Source organism: Streptomyces coeruleorubidus (genome assembly GCF_028885415.1).
Lineage (GTDB): Bacteria > Actinomycetota > Actinomycetes > Streptomycetales > Streptomycetaceae > Streptomyces > Streptomyces coeruleorubidus_A.
Window position 1 is genome coordinate 8,587,154 of the sequence record NZ_CP118527.1, and the last position, 14,750, is coordinate 8,601,903.

The window sequence follows — 14,750 nt, forward strand, 5'->3', positions numbered from 1 at the left end:
TTTAAGGGGCGCGGGGCTGTTTCGATTTGCGGCTCCGCCGCGCGGGCGCGACCAGCCCCCACCGGCCCGCAGACAACTACGGTGCCCCCAACACCCAGGCGACATCCCTCAGCAGGGCATGACGCCACCCCACCCGATCATGGCCGGAGGCCGACCGCGAAACCCGCACGGTCGCCCCGGCCTGCTCGGCCAAGGCCTCCACCGCCTCGCAATGCGGCAGCATCCGCGTCTCGTGCTCCCCCACATCGAACGCGACCCGCAGCCCCGACAGATCCGCCCCCTCCCGCAGCCGCGCGGCGATCGCCCCACCCACCGGACCCCCCAACGGATCCGCCGAACCCACCGCATCGGACGTCCACCAGAACGACCCCGACTGACAGGCCACACGCGACACCAGCTCCGGAAACTCCAGCGCCGCGTACACCGCGCTCAGCCCGCCGAGGCTCTGCCCGGCGACCACCAACCAGTCAAGGTCGGCGGAGACCCCCGACTCCGCCACCAGCGGCAGCAGTTCGTCCCGGACCGCCTCCCACAACTCGGGCCGGCACGCGAACTCGGTCTCCCTGTCCTTCGCCGGCAGGAAGACGAGGGTGACCGGCGGCATCTCCCCACTGGCGACCGCCGAGTCGAACGCGGTCATGGCCGGGTGCAGATACAGCCAGTCGTCCCCGTCGAGCAGCAGGACCACGGGCCCGCCACCGCCCGCCGGATGCACGCGCACGGTCCGCCGCCCGCCCAGCCGTTCACTGGCCCAGCGGATCCGGGTGCGGGGCAGGGGAAGCACTCCGTCGGCACCGACAGCGGGCCAGTGCGGCTGGGCCGGCGCGTCCGGCGTCGCGGCGATGGACCGGTCACCGCCGGCCCCGGCCGGGTTGAACGGATCGGCGTACGCCTCCTCGCCCACCCGGAACTGGTACGTCACCCGCAGCCGCGCGGGCATGCGCACCTCGGCGTACCAGCAGTCCGTGTCGCCGAACCGGCGCAGCGGCACCGGCTCGGACCAGCTCTCGAAGTCGATGCTCGCCGCATCGGACCCACGCCACAGGAAGAGGGTCACCCAGCCGTCGCCGTCGGGTACCGACGCGGGTGTCCGCGCGGCCACCCAGAACTCGTCGGTGCCGGGTGTGCCGGGCAGTCCGAACGCGGCGAACGTGTCTTCCCCCACCAACCTCATTGAACGTCTCCTTGTGGAGCGGAAAGCGAGAAGGCTAAGCTCAGTTGCGATTAGGCGAGCCTAACCTAATTTTCACAGGAGGCACCGGCACATGAGCACCAACCCCTTCGACGACGCCGACGGCCGTTTCCTCGTCCTCGTGAACGACGAGGGCCAGCACTCGCTCTGGCCGTCCTTCGCGGACGTGCCCGGGGGCTGGACGATCGCCTTCGAGGAGAACACCCGGGAGGCCTGCCTGGAGTACGTCGAGGCCAACTGGACCGATCTGCGCCCCCGTTCCCTCGCCGAGTCCATGGACGCCTGACACCCGATGCTCTGCGCCAGACTGACGAACGCCCGTATCGTCACCATGGATCCGGCCCACCCCGTCGCCCACGACCTGGGCATCTGGAAGGGCCGGATCGTCGGCCTGGACGAGGCCGTGACCTCGCTGCCCGCACAGGAGGTGATCGACCTTCAGGGCGCCACCGTGCTGCCCGGGTTCATCGACGCCCATGTGCACCTGGCCTGGGCCGGCTTCAAGCAGAACACGCCGAGCATCGCGGGCCGTACGCGGATCGACGACGCGCTGGCCGTGGTGGAGGAAGCCGTCCTCCGGAAGGGCGCGCCGGGCGCCTGGGTGAGCATCGCCGGCTACGACCAGCGGGCCCTGGGCCGCCATCTGACCGCCGCCGAACTGGACCGGGTGAGCCACGGGCGCAAGGTGTTCGTGCTGCACGACTCCGGACACGGCTGCGTCGTCAACACCGCCGTTCTGGACCTGCTCCCGGCCGGTGTCCCGCACGAGAACGGCTTCCTCGCCGAGGGCGCCATGGGCGCCGCCCGCGCACTGCGCCTGCCGTACTCCCAGGAGGAACTCGCCGAGGCGATCGGACGCGCCGCCCGGACCTGCGTCGCCGAAGGCGTCACCGCCTGCGCCGAGGCGGGCATTGGCGGCACTCTTTTCGGACACAGCCCGGTCGAACTCGGCGCCTACCAACTAGCCCGCGAGAAGGGCCTGTTGCCGCTGCGGGTGCAGCTCATGGTCGCCGCGGACCGGCTGCGGCACGTCACCGCGCACGAGGCCGACGGCATCCCCAGGGCCCTCGACCTCGGCCTGCGCACGGGCTTCGGCGACGACTGGCTCTCCGTCGGTGCCCTGAAGGTCTACACCGATGGCGGCATGATGGCCCGCACCGCCGCGCTGAGCAGCCCCTACGAAGGGCTGGCCCACACGGGCCAGTTGCAGGACGACCCGGAAACGCTCACCGAGACGATCGTGGCCGGCCACCTCGCCGGCTGGCAGCTCGCCGTCCACGCCATCGGCGACCGCGCGGCCGACGTCGCCCTCGACGCCCTGGAACGGGCCCAGCGCCTGCGCCCGCGCCACGGCGTGCGGCACCGCGTCGAACACGCGGGCCTCATCCGCCCCGACCAGCTCTCGCGCTTCGCGCGGCTCGGCGTGAGCGCCGTCGTCCAGCCCAACTTCCTGCGCTACTTCGGCGACGACTACGCGGCGATCATGGGCGAGGAGCGGGCACCGTGGCTGTACCGGGGCAAGGCGTTCCTGGACCACGGCATCACCCTCGTCGGCAGCTCCGACCGGCCGGTCACCGACGGATCCCCGCTGCGGGCCGTCCAGTTCATGGTCGAGCGCGCCTCCGAGTCCGGCCAGGTGATCGGCCCGGACGAGGGCATCACCGTGGACGAGGCGCTGCGCGCCTACACCGTCGCCGGTGCCTATGCCTGCCACTGGGAGGACAGCGTCGGCAGCCTCTCCCCGGGCAAGCGCGCCGATCTCGTCGTGCTCGGCGACGACCCGCGGCGCGTCGACACCTCCCGCATCGGCGACATCGAGGTGGTGGCGACGTACGTCGACGGTCGCGATCGACGCGACGGCGGATTCGGCAGCGGGGAAGGGAAGCGCTGAACACGGCCACGCCGCGTACCGCACCGCCGTTGCCGCGTGCTCCTCTCACCGCGATCTCCGTCGTACGCCCCGCACGCCCCGAGGACGCCGCCGCACTCGCCGCCCTGTCCCAGCCCTTCGTGCATTCGGGGGCGTTACGCCGACGGCCCGTCCCGCTCTATGCCGCCCACGCGGCCGACTTCCTCGTGGCCGAGGGACCCGACGGCGCCTTGGAGGGCTGCCTGGCCCTGCGCGTACACGCGGCCGACGCGGAGGAGGGGGGCCGTGGTCCCGCGGGCGTTCTCTACAACTTCTGCGTCGCCCGGCACCGGCAGGGCAGCGGACTGGGAGGCCGGCTGCTGCGTGCCGTGCTGGTCAGGGCGCGCGCCCAGTCGGTCGGCTCCCTGTTCACCGCGACGGTCGGCAGCGGCAGCCTCTTCCTGCGGCACGGGTTCGCCCCGGCCGGCGTGCGCCTCGCGCCCGCGGCCTGGGCGACGTCCCTGGACCCACGCCGCAACGCGCGCGTCCTCGCGCGAACCCTGTGACGGCCTCGGATCCTCAGGCGAAGCTCGCCCCGGCGCCCGGGCCCTGCTCCGCGAACACCGTCGTGCCGGGACTGTTCAGGCCCAGCACGCCCCGCAGCAGTGCGTGCGGCACACGGCCGTCGAGCACGTGCGCCCTGCGCACGCCGCCGCGGACGGCCCGCAGACAGCCCTCCATCTTCGGCAGCATCCCGGCCGCCAGCCCCGGCAGCAGCGCGGCCAGTTCGTCGGCTGTCAGCCGCTCGATCACCTCGGTGCTGTGCGGCCAGTCGGCGTACAGTCCCGCCACGTCGGTGAGCACCACCAGGCGGGCGGCGTCGAGGGCCACGGCCAGTGCCGACGCCGCCAGATCGGCGTTCACGTTGTAGACCTGCGCGTCCTCGCCGCGGGCCACCGGGGAGACCACGGGGATGTGCCCCTGCTCCAGGAGCGTGCGCACCGCGCGCGGGTTCACGTCGACGACATCGCCGACCAGGCCGATGTCCACCGCCCGGCCGTCCACCCAGGCCGCCCGCCGTACGGCCGTCATGGTGTGCGCGTCCTCGCCCGTCATCCCCACGGCGAGGGGGCCATGGGCGTTGATGTGGCCGACCAGCTCGCGCTGGACCCGGCCCGTCAGCACCATGCGCACCACGTCCATGGTCTCCGGGGTGGTGACCCTGAGGCCCGCCTCGAAACGGGTCTCCAGGCCGAGGCGGTCGAGCATCGCGCTGATCTGCGGTCCGCCGCCGTGCACGACGACCGGGCGCAGACCCGCGCGCCACAGCTCCACGACGTCGTGGGCGAACGCCTCCTGGAGTCCGGGGTCCACCATGGCGTGGCCGCCGTACTTGACGACGACCGTGCTGCCCCGGAGCTCCTCCGGCGGGCGGAGCTCTTCGGGGGAGCAGGTCGCGACCTGGTCGGCTTGGGTCACGCTCACGGAGCCACTCCATTCATGGGCAGGCCAGGACTTCGGACGGACAAGGGGGGAGCGTCGTCACGCGTTCCGCCGCTCCTTGTGGAGCAGCAGCCCGCGCAGCAGGGAGTCCGTCGTGCAGACCACGCCGCTGCGCGCGGCCCATCGAAGGGCCAGGGAGTGTTCCTCGGCGGAGATGTCGGCCACCGCGTCGGCGACGACGAACGGCTGGATGTCGTTCATGAAGGCGTCCGCCGCCGTCAGCAGGACGCCGAGATGTGCGTGCACCCCGCAGATGATCAGCTGGTCGCGGCCCTTGGAGCGCAGCAGTCTGCCGAGATGGCTGCGCAGGAAGGCGTTGTGCCGCACATTGGCCAGCAGATGCTCGCCAGGACGGGGTGTGAGGGGCGCGATGATCGCGGCGGCATCCGGCTCGTCCGCGATGCCCGGCCCCCACATGTCGGCGACCAGACCCCGCGTGCCCGGCGGCTGCCCGGCCGGCTCCGCGCTGAAGACGACCGGCAGGCCCAGGGCGTCGGCGAGTTCGCGCAGCGCCACGATGTTGTCGACCAGTTCCATCACGGGGGAACGCCCCGCCGGGAACGCCCCGACGAAGTGGTTCTGCATGTCGTGCACCAGTAACGCCGCCCGTGCCGGATCGATCCTCCAGGAGACGTGCGGGCGGGGGAGGCAGGAACGATCCGGCATCGGGTACGAGCCGATGGTCGGCAAGCCCACGGCGGTTCCCTCCCCTGATGACGCACCGCACGGATCCGAACTCCCGAGTTTCTCTTAGCTTAGCCTAACCTAATTAAAAATTCCGGGTGTTGACGCTCCTCGCGCCGCCCGGACAGCACTGAGCACCAGTGAGCACCCGACTGATCTGGGTCCGCCCCGCGAGCCGGCACAGCATCGGCGGCGCCGACGCGATCGACAGTTCGGGAGCCCTCGCCGGGGGCGGCTGTCCGCGCGGCCAGCAGCCTGAAAGGCCGTCATACGTGCTCGCACACCCCAGCCGTACCCACCCGTACGCCGCTCCGGGGCCGTACTCACCCTGCTCACCGCAGCGCAGTTCCTCGTCGTTCTCAACACATCCGTCGTGAACGTGGCGCTGCCCGCCATCGGGAGGGATCTCGACGCCGCGCAGACCGGACTGACCTGGGTCGTGGGCGCCTACGTTCTCGCCTTCGGCGCCCTGCTGCCGGTGGGCGGACGGCTGGCCGACCTTCGGCAACCGCAGGGTCTTCCTCGCCGGGCTCGCCGCACCGCGGAGCGGGCGAAGGTGCTCGGCCTGTCCGACCGGACATGCTGAAGGCGGTCAACGAGGACATCGCGGCCCTGCGGAGCAGCGGCGAACTCGCGAAGATCCTCACCAGGAACGGTCTGGAGGCCAGTGCGGCCGAGGTCGGAGAGCCGCGCCTGACCGGCTGACCAGGGACGTCCCGACGCGTGCCGGGTACGACAGCGGGATCAGTGGCGGGTCAGTGTGAGTCCTCCAACACCCGGAGACGGCTGACCGCACATGCGTATCGATGTAATCTCCGGATGCCGCACTTGACCTGCATGAGCAGGCAGGGAGCAGACAGATCGGGAGTTGTTCCGTGCTTCGTACCATGTTCAAGTCCAAGGTCTAGCGTTTTGCTATCTACCCAGGTCAGACGTGTGGCGGCAGCGATTCGATCAGCAATTGGTCAGCGTCAGTGCTCGCCCGGCCGTTAGACGGCGTGTTCGGATCGCGCCGCGTGCGGCCGGTTTTCCTCGACTTCCTTCGAAGTGTCAGTGATGGTCCGTACGCTCGGCAGCGTGGAGGGGAAAGAAGGAAGAGCACCACAAGGGGAGGAAACCGGCGCGGAGGCGTGGCAGCGGCTGAGCGCGTACGCGTACCTCAGTGCGCCCGAGCGTCTGGAGTACGTGGCGGTGATGCGGGTGTTCTGCGCCACGTTGCTCGCCGACCTGTCCGTACCCGACCTGCTCGCCAAACTGGCCGAGACGGGCGGCCCAGGGGCGGCGCTGGACGCGGAAACGCTCACACGCAGGCTCGAAGAGCTGGTGCGTTGGGGCAATCTGCTGCGCAGCACGCACACCGTCAAGGCGACGAGCATCGCCGAATACCAGCGCTCGCGGTCCCGCTACCAGTTGTCGAAGCTGGGGGAGCGCGTGCAGCGAGACGCGGACGAGGTACTCGCCGGCGCGGATGCGGCACGTGAGGTGAGCAGCGAGCTGCTGGCCCTCGTCGACCGCGGGCTGCGCGAGATAGCGGCCCTGGCCGCGGCGCCGGGTGGTGCCGACCCGCAGCAGGCGCTGGAGCGGATCAGTACGCTCTTCGTGCAGTTCGCCGAATTCGCCGAGTCCGTCCGGGACTTCTACGCCTACCTGGGCCAGGTGCTGGCGCGCTACGACCTCGACTCGGCCGAGTACCAGGGATTCAAGGAACTCCTGCTCGACTACGTGGAGGCCATCACCGAGGACGTCTCCTTCCGCGCCCCGCGCATCGCGGCCCACCTGGACGCCGTCTGGCCGCATCTGCCCGCGTTGCTCAGCCGTATCGACGCGCACGCGGCGGGCATCGGAGCGCTCGCCGACGGGCTTCCCGAGACGCGGGTGCAGCGCAGCCGCGGACGGGATCTGGCGGATTGGGAGGGGCTGCGCGAGTGGTTCATCGTCACCGGAGGACACCCCAGCCAGGTGGATCAGCTCCGGGACGCCACCCTGCGCGCCCTGCAGTCGCTGCTCGCCAACGCCAAGCGGATGCTGCGTTCGGCCTCCGGTGAGATGTCCCGTCGCAAGGACCTGCTGCGGCTCGCGGCCTGGTTCGACGCCGCGGAGCCGGAAGAGGCCCACGACCTCGCTGTCGCCGCCTTCGGGCTCTACGGCGCGCGCCATCTGGGGGTCGCACCCGACCCCGACCGGTCCGTGCCGGCGTACGTGAGCTGGTGGACCGGACCCGTGGTGGACGTACCCGTGGCGCTGCGCGAGCGCGGCAGCAGGGCTCCGCGCGGACGGGCAGCGGCGGTCGAGGACCACTCCGAGCAGAAGCGCCGCCTCATGGAGCAGGCCCGGCAGCAGGCCGAGGCCCGGCGGGCCGCGGCCGACGAACTGCGCAGCACCTCGGGCAGGTTCGAGCAGGTGCGCCTCAGCGCCCCAGCCATGCGACTGCTGCTGGAACTGCTCACGACCGCCCTCGGCAACGCCCAACTGCACAAGGACGCCCGCGACTTCCAGCTCGACGGCGCACTGGCGTACGACGCGGACCTCGGCATCAGGTTGACCGCGTGGCGCACACCGGGCCGGTCCACCGTAATGCGGTCCGTGGACGGTGACCTGACGGTTGACGATCTCACCGTGGCCGTCGAGAGCGCGTCCTCGCCCACGGTGGGGGAGGCGAGCGCCTGATGCCCCTGCCTTCCGCACACGACGTGGCACTCGCGGCCGAGCGCCGCACCGCCGCCAGGCTTCTGCTGGCCCACCCCCTGGTCACCAGCACCGGACCGCACGGCGACACCTTCCCGCTGATCCGGCGGCACGCCGACTGGCTCGCTCAGCGCTTCCAGCAGGTGTTCGGGTACCGCCTGCTGGTGGAGGCCTCGTACGCCCGGCTGTTCAAGGCGGGCCTCGGCCCGGGCTCGGGTCACCGCCTGGAACGACCGTCGACCGGTACACCGTTCAGCCCCCGCACGTACGCCTACCTGGCCCTCGCGCTGTCGGTCCTCGTCACCGCCCCGGAACAGCTCCTGCTCTCCCAGCTCGTCGCCGATCTGCGGGCCGCGGCCGTCGACGCCGGCATCGAGATCTCCGACACCGGGCGGCAGGCCGAGCGGCGAACCCTCGCGGCCGCGCTGCGGCAACTCGTCGACTGGGGCGTACTGGTCGAGACCGAGGGGCACGTCGCGGCCGTCGCCGAGGAACGGGCCGGGGAGGCATTGCTCACCGTGGACCGCGAGATAGCGCGAGTCGTCGTCGCCGGCCCGCTCGCCCAGAGCCGCGACGGCGCGGACCTCGTGCGCCGGGCCGCTGACCCGGGCTTCGGAGGGCCACGTACGTACGTCCGCAGGCGCCTCGTCGAAACCCCCGTCGTCCACCTCGACGACCTCACGGACGCCGAGCGCGAATGGCTGCGTACCCGGCAGCGGCGCGAGGCGCAGGCGTTCTCCGAACTCCTCGGCCTGGAGGCCGAGATCCGCGCCGAGGGCATCGCCCTGATCGACACCGACGACGAACTGACCGACCTGCACCTGCCGGGCACCGGGACGGTGGCCCAAGCCGCCCTGCTCCTTGTGGAGCGGCTGGTCGACCGGCTGCGTCCCGAAGACCCGGGCCATCCGGCGGTCGGCGGACGTCTGGTCATCGGCGTACCCGTCCCGGACGGGCTGCTGCCCGACCTGCTCGACGAACTGATCGAGCAGTACGGCAGGCGCAGCAACTGGCAGCGCGGTCACCTGGAGGACCGGGACGGATTCCTCGCTGCCGTACTCGACCTCCTCGTCCGGATGCGTCTGATGGCTCCCGCCGGACCCGTGCGCGCGGACGGCCACGGCCTGCCCGACGGATATGAGGAGACGGTGGCCGACGGCCGCGCCGTCACCGATGTCTCCCAGGCGCGCGGCCAGGGACCTGCGGTCGGCGGCTGGCTCCTGCTCGCCGCAGCCGCCCGGTATGCCACCACGGTGGCGGTCAAGTCCCGTACCGACCAGTCCTCACCGGACGACGTCTCCAAGGAGCCGCCCCGATGAACCGCCCACCGGCCCCGCACCGCTACCGACTGCACCGCGCGGGCATCCGGAACGTCTGGCAGTACGACGAGCAGGAGTTCACCTTCGGCGAGGGGCGCCTGCTGCTGCGCGGCAAGAACGGCGCCGGCAAGTCCAAGGCCCTGGAGATGCTGCTGCCCTACCTCCTCGACGGCGACGCCCGTGCACTGGACGCCACGGGCACCGGGCGCACCACCCTTTCCTGGTTGATGCTCGACGGCTTCGAGCAGACCAACCGGCTGGGCTACCTGTGGCTGGAGTTCGCGCGGACGGACGAGGAGGGCGACGAGCACCATCTGACCGTCGGCGTGGCCATCCGCGCGTCCCAGTCGACCAAGACGGCGAAGCCGTTCTTCTTCACCACAGGGCTACGGGTCGGCGAGGGGATCGACCTCGCCCCCACCGGGCGGCCACTCCCCGTCGACCAACTGAAGTCGCTCGTCGGCTCGGAGAACGTCACCGACCGTGCTGTCGAGCACCGGGCAAAGGTCGCCCGAGAACTGTTCGGCCTGACCGACCCGGCGCGTTACCGCAACCTGCTCCACCTGCTGCACCGCTTGCGCCGTCCCACCATCGGCGACCGTATCGACTCCGGTGGACTGGTCTCGGTCCTCGCCGAGACCCTGCCCGCCCTCGACGACGAGGTCGTGGAGAAGGTGGCCCGCAGCCTGGACGACCTGGACTCCGTGAGGGCCTACCTGGGGCGCCTGGAACGCACCGACCAGGCCCTGCGCACCTTCCTTGCCGGCTACCGGGGCTATCTGCACGGGGCGCTGCGCCGCCGCACGGACCAGGCGAGCGGTGAGCTCGAGCAGTTGATGGAGTACCGCAAGTCCGCAGGTGACGCGGCCCGCAGGGCGGAGGAGCTCCGCGAGCGCGAGCAGGAACTCAGGGCCCGCATCGAAGCTCTCGAGGGCGAGTCGGGTGCCGCCGAGACGGACCTGGCCGCACTGCACGCCAGCGCCGGATACCGCAGCCTGAAGGAACTCGGGGAGAAACGCGCCACCGTCACCGCCCTGCACAGCGCCGCTGCCACCGCCTTCAAGGCCGTCCGTCAGGCGCACAGCAACCAGGAGGAGGCCGGGCGGCGGCTCACCGCCGAGGCCGGGCGGCTCGGCGAAGAGCTGGTTGAACTCAGCACCGCACACGGCGAGTTGATGCGAGAAGCCGAGCGGTCCGGGATCGATCCCGCCCATCTGGGGGAGCCCGTGGCGACACCCGCCGTGCCGGTCGCGCCCGCCACCACGACCGAACTGACCGCGCCGGAAGGCGACCTCCACGTGGTAGGGCACAGCGAGGTGCTGGCGGTCGATCCGGAGATCTGCACGACCGCGCTGCACGCCTGGGGCGCACGACTTGACGCCGCGCAGCCGGTGATCAGGAACCGCTCCCGATTCGTCAGCGAACTGGGCGCCCTCATCGAGCGGTCGAACGAGGCTCAGAGGCTGGCGGCGGAGGCCGACGCCACCCGTGAGCGCCTCGAGGAGCAGGCGGACCACGCGCGCGCCCAGGCCGAGCAGCGCCGACAGGAAACCGTGCGCGAGGGAGAGGCGTACGCCGTCGCGGTCAAAACCTGGAGCGAGCGGCTGGGGAACTCCACCAGAGTACCCTTGGACGCCGTACTCGCCCTGGTCGCGCATGATCCGGCAGACGGTCCGCTGCCCGCGCGGGCCCCCGACGAGGTGGTCGAAGCGGCCCGCTCGGCCGTCGACCCGTGGTTGGCGGAACTGGGCGCCGAACGCGACGATCTCTCCCTGACCGTCCGCGAACTCGAGGCCGAACACGACCGCCTGCGGCACCGGCGCGAGGAATGGGAACGCCGCACCGACCCCGAGCCTCCACCCCCGTCCCACCGGACGGCTCCCCGCATCCCGGGCACCGGAGCGCCCCTGTACCGGCTGGTGGACTTCGCCCATGACCTGGCGCCGGACGCGCGGGCAGGGCTGGAAGCCGCGCTGGAGGCGAGCGGCCTGCTTGACGCCTGGGTACGCGCCGACGGCACCGTCCTCGACCCGGCCACGCGGGACACGCTCCTGGTTGCAGGAGCACCCGTGGCCGGGGCGACTCTCGCCCGGGTACTGCGGCCGGTGGCCGCGCCGGACACCGGAGTGACGGCGGAGCAGGTGGAGCGCGTGCTGGGGGCGGTGGTCCTGGCCGAGAGCCACCAGCTGACCGGCGACGGTGACCCGCCGGCCGCGGCAGAGACAGGGTCGCACACCGCGATCGGCACCGACGGCTCCTGGCGGCTCGGCATCGCCCGCGGCCGCCACGCCAAGCAGGCCGCCGAGTACGTGGGCGCGGAGGTGCGCGCGGAGACACGCCGCCGGGCGCTGGCGGAACTCGACCGCCGACTCTCCGATCTGGACGGCGAGTTGATGGAACGCCGGCACAATCTGCGGAAGCTCACCGAACACCGCGACCAGATCGGCGACACCCTGCGCCGCCCGCCCTCGCCACGTGGGCTGACGGATGCGTGGGCCCGTACGGCCGAGGCCCAGAGCACCGCGGAATCCCTCGCCTCGCAGGCGTCCACGGCCGCCCGCGAGGCGGAGCAGGCGCGTGCCCGAGCGGTCGCCGCCCGGCGCGAAGCCGAGGCCACGGCGAGTGCCCAGGGCCTCCCGGCGGATCCGGCCGCACTGGAGACGGTCCGTGTGGCCCTGGATCGTCTGGGGCAGGGCACGCTGCGGCTGCGGCGCCGGGTGCACACGGTCCTGTCCGCGGCCGACGGCCACCGCGACGGCCGGGCCGACTACGAGCGTGCCGAGTCGGCCCGCCGGGATGCCGAGTCGGACTACGCCGAGCCGTTCGGCCGCCTGGAGGCGGCCCGCCGTACCGTCCGCGCTCTGGAAGAGGCCCTTGGCGCCACGGAGCAGCAGGTCCTCGCCCGCGAGGCCGAGGCGAAACGCCGCCTGGACGCCGTGGGACGCCAACTCCCTCGCGTCCGAAGGGACCTTGCCGAGGTGCACGACCTGCGCGTACGGGCGGAGGAGGACGAGAGGGTGCGGCGCGAGACACTCGCCGCGCAGGAGGCCGAGGTGCTGGCCTGCGGCAGGAGACTGCGTACGGCGCTTTCGTTGCCGGGGGTGCTGAAGGGGGCGGGCCTCGAAGCCGACGCGGACGAAGGGGCCCTGAAGTCCCCGGACCCCGTCCATCACGACGTGGGGGAGCGCATCACAGTTCTGCGCCTGCTGGTCGACGCCGTGCGCCGCGGTCTGGATGCCGAACGCCGTGACGTCTCCGACACCACCCTCCTCAACCGCCACACCGAACTGCGCGACCAGCTCTCCGGCGGCTACGACGCGACGATGGAGGAACAGGACGGCATAAAACTGTGCCGGCTCGTCGACGACCACGGCCCGCACGACATCGTCGCGGTCGGCGAGCGCATCGCGGCCGAGGCCGCCGAGGCACGTGACCGTCTGACGGAGCGCGAACGCGAGGTCTTCCAGCGCTTCCTGACAGGAGAGCTGGGCGACCACCTGTCCTCGCAGGTGCTGGCCGCCGGAGCCCTGGTCGCCGCCCTCAACACCACGCTCGCCACGGTCCGTACGTCCCACGGCCTGGGCGTCACCCTCGACTGGAAGCTGGCCGAGGGAGTCGAAGCCGACGTCAAGGCGGCCGTCGACCTTCTGCGCAGCCCCTCCGGACTGCGCACCCGTGAGCAGTCCGAGCAACTCCGCGACGTCCTCCAGCGCCGCATCGAGGACGCCCGCCGCGCCGACCCGGCCGCCGGCTACGCGGCCCACCTGCGCACCGCCCTGGACTACCGTGACTGGTTCACCTTCACCCCCTGGGTGGTGAACGACGCGGCACCGGGCAGCCGTCGTAAACTCTCCGGCCGCACGGGACTGAGCCAGGGCGAACAGCGGGTCCTCTCCTACCTGGTCCTCTTCGCCGCGGCGGCAGCGCACTTCACCAGCCTCGCAGACGCAGCCCCTCACGCACCACGCCTGATCCTCCTCGACGACGCGTTCGCCAAGGTGGACGAGCCCACGCATGCCCGCCTCGGCCGCATCCTGGTCGACCTCGACCTCGACTTCGTCCTGACCAGCGAGCGGCTGATCGGCAACTGGCCCGACGTACCATCCCTCCACATTTACGAGTGCCTGCGCGACCCGCATGTGCGGGGCGTGGCCACGCTCCACTACACATGGAACGGGCGGCAGCGGAGGCTGATGCCGGTATGACAGGACGCGAACGAGCCGACGCACACCGTCCGGACGCCGAAGCCCTCGCGTTCCTCACCCGGCCAAGCCTCACTCGCCTCTGGACGGCCGCACGCACCCGCCTGGAACGCAACGGCCTCCAACCGGCCGGAACCATCAGACTCCAGCACCTGGACGCACAAGAACGCGAGGCACTGTCCCTGCTCTTGGCCAGGCCGATCACCGGTGGCACCGCCACGATCCGCCTGCCGGACCTGGACACCCGCCTGCGCGCCAGCGCGGTCGGGCAAGGTCTGGCTTCCACACTGGAGGAAATGGGCCCACCCCTGACGGACCGCCGAGCGGTCCGCGACGCGGCGGCGGCAGAACGGGCCCGCTTGTGGTCGACGGCTCAGACCGAGGTGGACGCCACCTCGCTGTCGGGCCGGCCCTGGACGGCACAGTGGCTGGAGGAGATACGACGCGGCGGAACACTCGCCCGTCAGGATCCGCACACCGCGAACAGTGTGATCACTCAGGCCGTCCACACCCTGGCGACGCTCTTCCCCGGTACCGGACCACACCCCACCCCGGTCTCCTGGGGCCGTGCTGAACTGGCCACCCGAGCCACCGGCTCGGCCCACGGCCTCGACGACGGCACGCTGCTGGCCCGGCTGGTCCTGCGCGGCATCGCACTGGCGTACGGTGTCGAGTCCCCCGCCGACGCGCCCGCGCGCCGCGCCCTGTGGCACCTCGCCTCGGTCACTCCGGACGAGGTCTCCAGCACGGTGCTCGCGTACGGCCTGCGCCCCACCGGCGGCACTTGGCGGGAGGCCGCCCTCCGCGAACGCGCCGACCACCACATGGAAACCCACCTGACCCTGCGCGAACTGCGCACCCTGAGCCTGAAGATGCCGCCCGGTACCCGAGTCCACGTCTGCGAGAACCCACGCGTGGTCGAGGCAGCGGCCGGCACCGGCCGTTCGGCACCCCTGATCTGCACCTCGGGGAGCGCGACGACGGTCGTTCTCACCCTCCTGGACACGTTGGCCGCGTCCGGTTGCCGGTTCGCCTACCACGGTGACTTCGACTGGCCCGGCATCGCGCTGGCCAACCGGATCATGCAGCGGTACGGCGCCGGGCCGTGGCGCATGCGAGCGGCCGACTACGAGTACCTCGCGACACGCACCCAGGCGCACGGCACACCACAGATCGCCCTCATCGGAACGCCGGCCGAGGCCGTGTGGGATGCGGAACTGGCCCCCACCATGGACGCCCTGGGCATCGCCCTGCACGAGGAGGCGGCGCTCGACCTGCTCCTGGAGGATCTCGGGTGAAGGCCTGGCCGGACGGCG

12 protein-coding genes are annotated in these 14,750 nt (G+C 71.8%); 9 read left to right on the forward strand and 3 right to left on the reverse strand.

Annotation, left to right across the window (positions count from 1 at the left end; genetic code table 11):
* Positions 1-76: 76 nt before the first annotated feature.
* Positions 77-1,174, reverse strand: a complete 1,098-nt coding sequence (locus tag PV963_RS39545) for an alpha/beta hydrolase-fold protein (protein ID WP_274821253.1) — start codon at positions 1,172-1,174, stop codon at positions 77-79.
* Positions 1,175-1,265: 91 nt separating this feature from the next.
* Here PV963_RS39545 and PV963_RS39550 point away from each other — a divergent pair, with 91 nt between their 5' ends.
* From PV963_RS39550 to PV963_RS39560, 3 genes are read left to right on the forward strand one after another with little or no spacing between them, the layout of a single operon-like run.
* Positions 1,266-1,478 (forward strand): MbtH family protein, encoded by a 213-nt coding sequence (locus PV963_RS39550; RefSeq protein ID WP_086599049.1) that lies wholly within the window; start codon positions 1,266-1,268, stop codon positions 1,476-1,478.
* Positions 1,479-1,484: 6 nt separating this feature from the next.
* Positions 1,485-3,083, forward strand: a complete 1,599-nt coding sequence (locus PV963_RS39555; RefSeq protein ID WP_274821254.1) for an amidohydrolase — start codon at positions 1,485-1,487, stop codon at positions 3,081-3,083.
* A gap of 29 nt (positions 3,084-3,112) precedes the next feature.
* Positions 3,113-3,607, forward strand: a complete 495-nt coding sequence (locus PV963_RS39560) for a GNAT family N-acetyltransferase (protein ID WP_274821255.1) — start codon at positions 3,113-3,115, stop codon at positions 3,605-3,607.
* 13 nt (positions 3,608-3,620) lie between these two features.
* Here PV963_RS39560 and argB read toward each other — a convergent pair whose 3' ends face one another.
* Both argB and PV963_RS39570 read right to left on the reverse strand, forming a co-directional pair.
* Positions 3,621-4,526, reverse strand: a complete 906-nt coding sequence (gene argB, locus PV963_RS39565) for an acetylglutamate kinase (RefSeq protein WP_425540986.1) — start codon at positions 4,524-4,526, stop codon at positions 3,621-3,623.
* 57 nt (positions 4,527-4,583) lie between these two features.
* The gene (locus tag PV963_RS39570; protein WP_274821256.1) at positions 4,584-5,240 is read right to left on the reverse strand and encodes an isochorismatase family protein; all 657 of its coding nucleotides are present in this window, start codon (positions 5,238-5,240) and stop codon (positions 4,584-4,586) included.
* A 361-nt stretch (positions 5,241-5,601) separates the two neighbouring features.
* On the opposite strand from PV963_RS39570, the gene PV963_RS39575 reads away from it, so the two are divergent.
* From PV963_RS39575 to PV963_RS39600, 6 genes are all read left to right on the forward strand, one after another.
* Positions 5,602-5,814 (forward strand): hypothetical protein, encoded by a 213-nt coding sequence (locus PV963_RS39575; RefSeq protein ID WP_274821257.1) that lies wholly within the window; start codon positions 5,602-5,604, stop codon positions 5,812-5,814.
* Positions 5,808-5,933 (forward strand): hypothetical protein, encoded by a 126-nt coding sequence (locus tag PV963_RS39580; protein WP_274821258.1) that lies wholly within the window; start codon positions 5,808-5,810, stop codon positions 5,931-5,933. Before PV963_RS39575 ends, PV963_RS39580 begins: the two co-directional genes overlap by 7 nt.
* A 372-nt stretch (positions 5,934-6,305) precedes the next feature.
* A complete protein-coding gene (locus tag PV963_RS39585; protein ID WP_274821259.1) occupies positions 6,306-7,895 on the forward strand; it encodes a TIGR02677 family protein in 1,590 nt (529 codons plus the stop codon).
* The gene (locus tag PV963_RS39590; RefSeq protein ID WP_274821260.1) at positions 7,895-9,232 is read left to right on the forward strand and encodes a TIGR02678 family protein; all 1,338 of its coding nucleotides are present in this window, start codon (positions 7,895-7,897) and stop codon (positions 9,230-9,232) included. Before PV963_RS39585 ends, PV963_RS39590 begins: the two co-directional genes overlap by 1 nt.
* The gene (locus PV963_RS39595; protein WP_274821261.1) at positions 9,229-13,437 is read left to right on the forward strand and encodes a TIGR02680 family protein; all 4,209 of its coding nucleotides are present in this window, start codon (positions 9,229-9,231) and stop codon (positions 13,435-13,437) included. Before PV963_RS39590 ends, PV963_RS39595 begins: the two co-directional genes overlap by 4 nt.
* Positions 13,434-14,732: a TIGR02679 family protein gene (locus tag PV963_RS39600; protein ID WP_274821262.1), complete on the forward strand. Its 1,299-nt coding sequence runs from the start codon at positions 13,434-13,436 to the stop codon at positions 14,730-14,732. The genes PV963_RS39595 and PV963_RS39600 overlap by 4 nt, the downstream gene beginning before the upstream one ends.
* Positions 14,733-14,750: the final 18 nt, after the last annotated feature.

What these genes read in the sequence shown, in the direction of transcription:
- PV963_RS39590 (WP_274821260.1), top strand. Translation starts at nt 7,895, where the DNA reads ATGCCCCTGCCTTCCGCACACGACGTGGCACTCGCGGCCGAGCGCCGC.
- PV963_RS39545 (WP_274821253.1), bottom strand. Translation starts at nt 1,174, where the DNA reads ATGAGGTTGGTGGGGGAAGACACGTTCGCCGCGTTCGGACTGCCCGGC.
- PV963_RS39550 (WP_086599049.1), top strand. Translation starts at nt 1,266, where the DNA reads ATGAGCACCAACCCCTTCGACGACGCCGACGGCCGTTTCCTCGTCCTC.
- PV963_RS39555 (WP_274821254.1), top strand. Translation starts at nt 1,485, where the DNA reads ATGCTCTGCGCCAGACTGACGAACGCCCGTATCGTCACCATGGATCCG.
- PV963_RS39580 (WP_274821258.1), top strand. Translation starts at nt 5,808, where the DNA reads ATGCTGAAGGCGGTCAACGAGGACATCGCGGCCCTGCGGAGCAGCGGC.
- PV963_RS39595 (WP_274821261.1), top strand. Translation starts at nt 9,229, where the DNA reads ATGAACCGCCCACCGGCCCCGCACCGCTACCGACTGCACCGCGCGGGC.
- PV963_RS39600 (WP_274821262.1), top strand. Translation starts at nt 13,434, where the DNA reads ATGACAGGACGCGAACGAGCCGACGCACACCGTCCGGACGCCGAAGCC.